The 9,620-nt window shown below is 50.2% G+C and carries 8 protein-coding genes and 1 tRNA gene; 7 read left to right on the top strand and 2 right to left on the bottom strand.

Annotation, left to right across the window (positions count from 1 at the left end):
• Positions 1 to 78 precede the first annotated feature (78 nt).
• From D5S03_RS08325 to D5S03_RS08315, 3 genes are all read left to right on the top strand, one after another.
• A tRNA-His gene (locus D5S03_RS08325) sits at positions 79 to 154 on the top strand.
• A gap of 215 nt (positions 155 to 369) precedes the next feature.
• Positions 370 to 615: a FitA-like ribbon-helix-helix domain-containing protein gene (locus D5S03_RS08320; protein WP_287043429.1), complete on the top strand. Its 246-nt coding sequence runs from the start codon at positions 370 to 372 to the stop codon at positions 613 to 615.
• A complete protein-coding gene (locus D5S03_RS08315; protein ID WP_008868353.1) occupies positions 612 to 1,019 on the top strand; it encodes a type II toxin-antitoxin system VapC family toxin in 408 nt (135 codons plus the stop codon). The genes D5S03_RS08320 and D5S03_RS08315 overlap by 4 nt, the downstream gene beginning before the upstream one ends.
• Before the next feature lie 200 nt (positions 1,020 to 1,219).
• Here D5S03_RS08315 and D5S03_RS08310 read toward each other — a convergent pair whose 3' ends face one another.
• Positions 1,220 to 2,632 (bottom strand): sigma-54-dependent transcriptional regulator, encoded by a 1,413-nt coding sequence (locus D5S03_RS08310; RefSeq protein WP_287043427.1) that lies wholly within the window; start codon positions 2,630 to 2,632, stop codon positions 1,220 to 1,222.
• Positions 2,633 to 2,909: 277 nt separating this feature from the next.
• Entirely contained in the window at positions 2,910 to 5,471 is a 2,562-nt protein-coding gene (locus tag D5S03_RS08305) for a c-type heme family protein (protein WP_287043426.1), read from the bottom strand.
• A gap of 606 nt (positions 5,472 to 6,077) precedes the next feature.
• Here D5S03_RS08305 and D5S03_RS08300 point away from each other — a divergent pair.
• The 4 genes from D5S03_RS08300 to D5S03_RS08285 all read left to right on the top strand — a co-directional run.
• The gene (locus D5S03_RS08300; protein ID WP_287043425.1) at positions 6,078 to 6,503 is read left to right on the top strand and encodes a universal stress protein; all 426 of its coding nucleotides are present in this window, start codon (positions 6,078 to 6,080) and stop codon (positions 6,501 to 6,503) included.
• A 31-nt stretch (positions 6,504 to 6,534) separates the two neighbouring features.
• Positions 6,535 to 8,337, top strand: coding sequence for a YeiH family protein (locus tag D5S03_RS08295; RefSeq protein ID WP_287043423.1), 1,803 nt, complete (start codon positions 6,535 to 6,537; stop codon positions 8,335 to 8,337).
• A gap of 10 nt (positions 8,338 to 8,347) precedes the next feature.
• Positions 8,348 to 8,611 carry a hypothetical protein gene (locus D5S03_RS08290; protein WP_287043421.1) on the top strand — a complete coding sequence of 88 codons (264 nt, stop codon included), beginning with the start codon at positions 8,348 to 8,350 and terminating at the stop codon, positions 8,609 to 8,611.
• Between the two features lie 820 nt (positions 8,612 to 9,431).
• Positions 9,432 to 9,620, top strand: a 189-nt coding sequence (locus D5S03_RS08285) for a putative universal stress family protein (RefSeq protein ID WP_502697117.1), incomplete at its 3' end; no start/stop codon positions are given.

Genomic DNA, 9,620 nt, shown 5'->3' with positions numbered 1-9,620 from the left:
TTAACACAGGCAACCGGAATTTTTCCCTTGACCAAACCCGCTTGTGGGGTTATATATTAAAACTTACGCATGATTGTGGTGAGTGTAGCTCAGTCGGCAGAGCACCAGGTTGTGGCCCTGGGGGTCGTGGGTTCAAGTCCCATCACTCACCCCAATACTCCCCAAATTTTCTTTTTCCCACCTCCATCCGTTTCCATAACTCAAGCAACACCAAAGAAATACAGACCGTTATTAATAACAGGGTGCGGCTCAATCTTTTGCTGAACGTACCTCACCCTGCAGCACCTTGCCTCCTAAAAACCGAGGATCTCCTTGACAAACAACACACTGAGTCATATTTATGAGTCATAAAACATCAGGAGATGAGTCATGCAGCAAATCACCATCCGGGGCATCGACCCTGAAGTTGAACAGGAAATACGGCGAAGGGCAGATCAAAACCAGAAATCCATCAATCAAACTATCAAAGAAATCATTTATGAACAAATCAGACCAGTGAAACCTCCCACATCCTCCCTTAAACAGCTCTCTGGCGGATGGACCCAGGAAGATGCCGCTGAATTCGAATCAGCCGTAAAATTTTGTGAACAGATAGATGAAGAAATGTGGAAATGAAGCTAATTCTGGACACCAATGCCTATGCAGGCTTTAAACTGGGTTATTCCGAACTGGTTGAATATATTGTCCGGGCTGATGTTATATTTATATCTCCCATCGTACTAGGCGAACTCATATTCGGATTCAGGAATGGCTCAAGATTTTCTGATAACATGAAAGATCTGAATCTGTTTTTATCACATCCGGCAGTTGAAACCACTACAATTACCGATATTACCTCTGATAGATATTCAAGAATCGCCTTGCAACTAAAAAATCAGGGAACTCCCATTCCCTCAAACGACATATGGATTGCCGCACAGACAATGGAAACAGGGGCGGAGCTTGTAACCATGGATAATCATTTTGATAAAGTCAGCGGCCTTGTTTATCGCCTTTTTGTCCGTCCCCCACCTCCCTAATCTCCAATGCTCTCACTACAACGACACCTTTCAAAGCTTTCAATTCCGGCCAAGGAAACAGGCATAACCCGCACTGACTTTTAGTAAATAGATTCTGGTCTTACAGAAAAAAAAAGCCGGAGACTGAACACTGCGAGCAAGACCAAAGTTTAGCTGGAATAAAGGGCGGTATGCGTAAATAAAGCATTTCCGCATAATGACTACCTAAAATCCTCGGAGCGGATTTCGTATCTGCGCATAATTTTCTGCAGGGCTGTACGGCTTATGCCGGCTATATCAGAGGCCCGGGTCACGTTGCCCTCGGTCTGACCCAGCAGCCTGGTTATATATTCCCTGGTAAAATTCTCCAGGAGCTCCTCCTTGGCCTGCTGGTAAGGCTTGACCGCCTTGCCGTTGCTGTCTTGGTCCTGCCGGCTCTCGGCCGAGCCATACAGACTGTCCTGGGCAACGCGGATATCCGCGGCTCCTATTTCTTCCTCAGGCGAAAAAAGGGCCACCCTGCGGACAAAATTCTGCAGCTCGCGCACATTGCCCGGCCAGGATTTGTGCATCATGGACTGTATGGCGGCCACGCTGAAACGTTTCAGGGGCAGGCCCAGCTCATTGCAGACACTGCGCAGGAAATGATCCGCCAGGAGGGGAATATCTTCGGTGATCTCGGAAAGGGAAGGGGTGCGCAGGGTAACCACGTTCAGGCGGTAATACAGGTCTTCGCGAAAGCTTCGATCCTGAATTCTGGCTTCCAGATCCTGGTTGGTGCAGGACAGAATGCGCACATCAACTCTGCGTGGCTTATCCGAACCAAGTGGCCGGACTTCTCTTTCCTGCAATACCCGCAACAGCTTGGTCTGTATGGATACCGGCAGATCCCCTATTTCGTCCAGCAGCAGCGTGGACTTGTCCGCCTCCAGGAACATGCCGGTGTGGTTCTGCTCCGCCCCGGTAAACGCCCCCTTTTTATGCCCGAAAAGCTCGCTTTCCAGCAGGTGCTCCGGGATGGCCGGACAGTTGACAGTGACCATCCTGCGGCTGCTGCGGGGACTTAATTCATGCAGGGCCCTGGCCACCAGTTCCTTGCCGGTTCCCGATTCGCCTCTGATCAATACTGTATAATCAGTACCGGCCAGGGCCTGTATTCCGTCGTAAAGCCGGCGCATGGGCGGTGACTGGCCCACAAAGTCTGCAAAAGGCTCTTTTTCAGAGACCTTTTTGCGCAGGTTCATGTTTTCCCGGATGAGCAGGCTCCTCTCCAGGGCCTTATTCAGGACCCGCACCAGATCCGGAATCTCAAAGGGTTTGGTGATGAAGTCATAGGCTCCTTTTTTAATGGCCTCCACTGCAGTTTCTATACTTCCATAAGCTGTTATCATCACCACGGTGATCCAGGGATCAATCTCCTTGACCGCTGTCAAAACTTCCATGCCGTCCATTTCCGGCATGCGGATATCCAGCAGCAGCACGTCCACAGGCTGCCTCTTGATGGATTCCAGCCCGCTCAAGGCACTGGAAAAAGTCTCCACCTGGATATTTTCAAGCTCCTGGGGCAGAATCCGTGACAACCCCTGCAGCATATCCTTTTCATCATCTATTATCATCAAGCGCTGCTTGCTCATATTTTCCCCGCCTTATACATTCCCCGACTCTTCAAAACTACCTCCCCCTCTTCTTCCCCATACCCAACTCCCATACGCCCATACTCACATACTTACATACTTCTTCCCCATGCCTGCCCCGTGAAACAGCCCAAAAAGCTCCCTGTCGTAGACAGGGGTTTCACTGGGACCCTATGCCCCACACTTCCCCCAATCCCCCAATTCTTCAATTCCGAATTCCTCAATGCCTGAATCCCCCAATCCCTAAATTCTTAAATCCATGCCCCATGCCCCATGCTCAAACAGGCAATTCAATAACAAACCTGGTCCACTCACCAGGCCTGCTCTCGACAATGATTTCACCTCCATGCTCCCGGATAATTCCATAGCTCACGGAAAGTCCCAGACCTGTCCCCTCGCCTGTGCGTTTGGTACTGAAAAATGGATCGAATATCTTGTCCTGCATGTATTCCGGAATTCCTTCACCATTGTCCCAGAATATCACCCTGGCCAGACTGTCCTGGGCCATGTATCTGGTGCTTATGTGCATTTTGCCATCCCGGCCATCCATGGCCTGGCGGGCGTTCATCAGCAGGTTCATGAATACCTGCTTGATTTTGTTGGTGTCCATTTCCATTTGGGGCAGATCAGGATCCAGGTCTGTCTCTATCTGTACCCCCTGTTTTTTGAACTGCTCACCCACCATACCCAGGACTTCTTCCAGGGTCTGGTTCAACGAGGCAGTATGCTTACTGGTTTCTCCGCTGCGGGCGAATTCCAGAAGGTCGCTTACGATGCGCTTGCAGTTGCGGGCCTGTTTTTCAATGGTGACCAGATCCTCCTGTCCCTGAGGCACTTCGGAAAACTGCCGCTTTAATAGCTCTACGTAACAAAGAATCACTCCAAGGGGGTTATTGATCTCATGGGCCACACCGGCTGCCAGTTGTCCCATGGCCACCAGCTTTTCAGTCTGCTGGATCTTCTGCTCCATCTGTTTTTGATCTGTTATTTCCTTGACATAGCGGATCACCCTTTCCACATCTCCTGATTCATCCAGTACAGGATAGCAATGCACCTGAAAAATACCTTCAGGGGCGGGACAGCGGGTCTCAAGAACCACGGGTGTTCTGGTCTTCAGCACCTCGTTCAGGCCGCAATCATGGCACGGCCTTTCACCGCTGCCGTGAATTTCATAGCACCGCCTGCCGATGACTTCATCCATATCCACATTATACATCCTGGCATAGGCTCTGTTGACCATCCTGATTCGAAAATCCCTGTCCATAAGAATCACCTGGTCGGTAATGCCGTCAAAAACAGATTGCAGAAGCTCCTTGCTCTGCAGGAGTTTCTCCATGTTCTGCAGGCTTTCCACGGCGATACCTATCTGCCGTCCTATGGAAGCCAGAAGGCTGTGCATCTCGCTGGTGAGTTCATTTTCATTCACCCCGGAAAAAGTCATGACCCCGAGCACCCGCCCCCGGCAGCAAAGTGGAATGTTCAGACAACCGGAGTTCTGTCTGCAGTCGAAATAGCTGGCTTGCCCGCAGGCGGCCTGGACAATGGATTCTTCCAGATTCCGGGGCTGATACATGCTTGCAGGAAGATCTTGGCCCTGAAGAGGGACCTTTGTACTGAGACCGGGAGAGTTTTCATGGTACTGCAGAACCAGCATGCGCTGGTTTTCATCATAAAGATAGATTCCCGCTCCCCGGGCCGGAAAGGTCTTCAGGGTCCAGTGCAGAACCTGGGGCAGTATTTCTGAAAGACCGACTGCCTGTGTTGTAAGCTCAGCCAGGACATTGAGAGTCTGAAGCTCCTGGTTCCTGGCCCTGACCTGAACCTGCAGACGTTCTTCAGAGTCCCTGAGGGCCCTGGTTCTCTCCTGAACCTTGACCTCCAGATTCTGGGCGTACTGTCTCAGCTGCTCCCGGGTCCTGCGCAGGTGTTCCGCCATGCTGGAGGCGGCATCGGTCAGCTCGTTGAGCTCGTCACCGGCATCCATCCCCCGGCTGGGTATATGCACCAGGTTCGCAGGATGACTGTCTGCTTCATCCCTGAATATCTCCAGAAGACCGCGAAGGTTGGTCACCACCATGCGGTTGAAAAAGAAGCTCAGGGCAATAAATACGATGGAGACTCCAAGAAAAACCACCAGAAAAACGGAAAAGGCCTTTTCTCTGACCTGGGCCATGGCCGCCTCCACGGGAATACTCACCACGCTCAACCCGGCAAGCTCACCCTCGCTGCGCCCGAATCCCCTTTCACTGCCATACATCTCCACCAGTACCTCCGGAGCATCATCAGGCGACCCATGACAGCGCATACACTCGCTTTCAAAGACCACAGGCCGGTATCTCTTGAACTGATCCTTACCGTTGACGCTCACTACCCCCTGCCATTCACCTTTTTTCCCCTGCTCAGCAAAATGCTCGATCTTCTCCCTTTCCAGCTCGCTGGCTTCATAATCGGTATTTCTGGCATTGATGGACACACGCCTGTAATCGAATTCTTCCAGGGTAGGGGTAAATCTATCCATAACCGATCTGCCTACATAGGAAGTTGACATGGCTTCGAGCATAAAGTGATCCTGACCGTACTTCTCGTACATGGCAGGCCTCAACACTTCCCGGACGTAATCCCTGCTGGCATCCACAGCACCCATGACCAGCTCTGACTTGGCCAGGGCGTCCTGCTCCATCTGGCGCTTTTCGTAAAAATAAATCACAAAAGCACTCACCAGGCACACAGCCAGCAGAATCAAGCCGGTTCCCAGCAAAAATTTGGACTGGACCCCCATGGAACTTTTAAACCATGAGCTTTTCCTGCGTAAATCGTCTTTGTTGCCGTTTTTCTGCATTCTGATTCTTCATCATAAACGTTTTAGATATTCAAAAATTTCAGTTGCCACTACATTTCATCGTTTCAGCATCGAGCATGGCTGACAAGATTTCCAGACCAATGTGCACCTGAGCTGAAACAAGCATTTTTAAGCTATACAAAAACTTTTTCTCTACTTCTGAAAGTTACGTAATTTTTATCGTCCATGTCAAGCTGTCTCGGGCCTGAGCCATGCTTGAAAACAGAAGCGACATCCTTGCTGCTGACAAAAGTTTGCACCCGCCTCGTATATATTGCATCCAAAGCCTGTCCTGCGCAGTTCAGAAGCCCGGCCCCAAGCCTTTCTTACCTGCCTAAACCATTGAGACAAGGCTTTTTTTCGTAAAAACAAATCATTTCCCAAGAATTGGCCTGCATATTGCTATCGCCAAACCCAAAAAAACTTTGTGCTCCTTTGACATAATCTACAAATCTATTTTTTAAGCTCAAACTAAATCACAGGCTGACCCTTTCAGGCACCTGGAAAGGATTTTTACTTCAAGAGGCAAATAAAGGCAGATCAAGGCGTACTCATTTGCGCCAGAATATTTATAAACCAACAAAACAGCTTAGGAGGAACTTTGTTATGAAACTACTGGTACCCCATGACGGATCGGAATTCGCAAACAAGACCCTGGACAAGGCCATTGAGATGGCCGAACAACACGGTGGAGGCACCATCTCATCGGTTGTGGTCGTCCCTGACCTGTGCATTTCCTTTGTGGGCCAGGATGAATGCAATCTCCTGGAAAACACCCTGCAAAAGGAAGGTGAAGGCGTTAAAAAAGCAATCGAAGGCAGGCTGGCTGAAAAAGGCGTTAAGGGAGACGTAATGGTCAAGGCCGGAGCACCAGAACACGTAATCCTGGAGACTGCTGATCAGCAGAATGTGGACTACATTGTTATGGGCGCGTCCGGTAAACATGGCGCTGCATCCCGGGGAGCACTGGGCGGAGTTACCTGCAAGGTCATCAATCTTGGCAAGCACAACGTGATCGTCATTAAAAAATAAACCTCTGAATAAAATAAAGGAGTTATGAATTATGGCTGACAACGAAAAAAAAGAAGCTCAAGAAGCTATTCAGGAAGAAATGGCTGCCACTTCTTCCTCCGGCAAGGGCAGGGACTGGGCGCAACTCTACAAAAAAGAAGACTGGTGGGCCAACTGGCTTGGTCTGGCCCTGCTTTTATTCGCTCTCGTGGTCTTCTGGGGAGCCACTCCTGCAGACGCTCCTGAGAAGCTGGAAGAGTTCGAGGCAAAGGTCGAGTACGAAGAAGAAAGGGCTCCCTTTGCCACTATAGAGCAGATCGAGGCCCAGGACGAACTGGACGATATCCGGGCCCAGGACTACGGGCTGGGACCGGCCCTGGCCAGCCTTATTCAGCGCCCCCAGGGCTGGGATGACAATCCCATTGAAGCATTTTACATGAGCGAGTCCAGGGCTGCTGAAATGCGTGAAGAGGCAAAGCCAGCATATGAAGAAGCCCAGCAGAAGACAGAAGAAGCTTATGATGAAGCCAGGGAAGCCCAGGAAGCTGCTGCAGAAGCCGATTTCGAGGATGAGGCCTTAAATGAAGAGGCGGTAAACGCCATTGATGCCTGGCTGGATGCCCGGGACGCCGAATCCAGTGCCAGAAGCGATGCCAACGTTGAAGGGTACAACATTATACCCTCCATGATCCTGCTTATGATCCTGACAGGGCTCATGTTTTCCATAGGTATCAGCTTCATGGGTGGAAATGTCGGCTCATTTCTGATGGGTTATCCCATTGTATTCATCATTTCCATAATCGGATTCTTCATCGGCAACCATGCCATAGCCAGTGAATATGGCTTAAGTTACGTACTGTGGTGTATTATTATAGGCCTTCTCATCAGTAATACCATGAGTACACCTGGCTGGGTCAAACCAGCGGTTCAGACCGAGTACTATATCAAGACCGGACTGGTCCTTCTTGGCGGCAGTATCCTCTTCGGCCTGATCCTCATGATCGGCGCTCCCGGCATCGTGGTGGCCTGGGGTGTTACGCCCACAGTTCTCATCATCGGTTACTGGGTAGGAAACAGATTCATTAAACTGCCTTCCAAGCCGCTTAACGTCTGCGTGGCCGCAGCAGCCAGTGTGTGCGGTGTGTCCGCAGCCATCGCCGCAGCGGCAGCTTCCAAGGCCAAGGGTGAGGAACTGACCATCGCTGTCGGGCTGTCCTTAGTTTTCACCGCCCTGGGCATGTTCCTCATGCCTGCACTGGTGGTAGCCGTAGGCATGAATCCCATTCTGGGCGGCGCCTGGGTCGGCGGTACTGTCGACTCCACCGGTGCAGTTGTGGCCGCGGGCGAGCTTCTTGGCCCCGGAGCCATGTACACTGCAGCCACACTGAAGATGATCCAGAACGTAATGATCGGTATCCTGGCCTTTGCTATCGCCGCCTACTGGGCGGTCAAGGTGGAACGCGAAGGAAGCAACGTTGAGCTGTCTGTAGGCGCGGCCCTGCGCGAAATCTGGGTACGCTTTCCCAAGTTCGTCCTCGGATTCGTGGCAGCCTCCATCTTCTTCACCATTATCTACGCATCACTGGGACACCAGATGGGCGAGACCATAGTCAGCGACGGAGTCCTGGGGGGATGGGCCAATCCGCTGCGGGCCTGGTTCTTTGCCATGGCCTTTACCAGCATCGGCCTGGCCACCAACTTCCGCGAACTGGCCAAGTACTTTGCCGGCGGCAAGATCCTGTATCACTACGTCTTCACCCAGGGCTTCAACGTCATCCTGACCCTAATTTTGGCCTGGCTCATGTTCATGGTGGTATTCCCGGGCATTACCGAGCAATTGATGGAAATCAGATAAGAGCATGATCATGCACAAAAAGGCAGCACATAACCCCCCGGCCCAAGGGAGAGCCCCGGCCGGGGCAAAAAAAAGATGGGCGAGGATCCTGGTGACATCTTCCCTGCTTCTGCTTTTGGGAACAGGCGTGTTATACCTGCACAGTCTGCCCCTGGTTCAGGAGGTCAAGACCTCTTTCAGGGAAAGCGGAATAGACGTGAGCGCCTTTACCTACAGCGACGTGGAAGAGTACAGGGATGTCAAATCAGGACTTCGAGCCGACCCCGTAAGATAACACAACCACTTCCCACTACACACCATGTACATGGTGCAGAGTCAATCCAAACTCTGCACCATGTACATACATCCAGACCGCAACTGCCTGAACCCTTAGAGAGCCTTCTCCGCACGATGCCTTTCTTTATTCAGATGCACTGCAAAAAATCGAGAAATCAACAACCAACACATAGCTCTTTGTTTTTACTGACCTCTGACGTCTAATCTCTGATTCCAATTTGCAATCAAGACAATCTTAATGTTTATCACTACAAACTCTTAGGCAATGCTTTTCTTATCTGCGGAGATCTGCGCAATCAGCGGCCAAGATTCTTTGCCTTTGATATTATCAGTTGCATGAAGAAGAAAGATGTTAGCCGCTGATCTCGCCCCAGTGAAATAATAAGAGATTTCACGGGGTAAACTGATCTACGCTGATTAAAATCATTTTGATAACAATATAGAATGACTTTTGTCACTCGTCTTCGCCTGACAAAAAAGACTGTTTGCAGTCACATCTTCTTCAGAGACAATCCCATTTTGATCAGGCCTCGTTTGTCCCACCAGCCACCCCCGATATCCGCAAGCATTGTCCGCTAACTTATGCCCCAGTGCCAACCTTAGTTGGCACCAGCACCCTCAACACAGCACTAAACATCATTTTTTTACCATGAAAACAAGGCTCCCTTTGTTTGTGCAATACCCTAACCTGTTATAATAGCATTATTTTTTTGTATAGTGACACGAAACACAAACTATGGCCCATATTTTGCTATAAAGATGCAAGTGGACCTGAGCAACTTACTATAAACCCTATACTATTTTTAAGGAGTAGACTTATGAACCTGTTAGTTCCGCATGATGGATCCGAGTTTGCAAACAAGACTATGGACAAGGCAATAGATTTTTGCCGAAAATTGGGTGGAGGCAAAGTTTATTCTGTTGTAGTTGTACCTGACCTTTGTATTTCATTCGTAGGAAGAGATGAATGCAATCTACTGGAAAGCACTCTGCAAAAAGAAGGCAAC

Source organism: Desulfonatronospira sp. MSAO_Bac3 (assembly GCF_003838035.1).
Lineage (GTDB): Bacteria > Desulfobacterota > Desulfovibrionia > Desulfovibrionales > Desulfonatronovibrionaceae > Desulfonatronospira > Desulfonatronospira thiodismutans.
The sequence above is the reverse complement of the archived record's forward strand: the minus strand, read 5'-3'. Positions and strand labels throughout refer to the sequence as shown.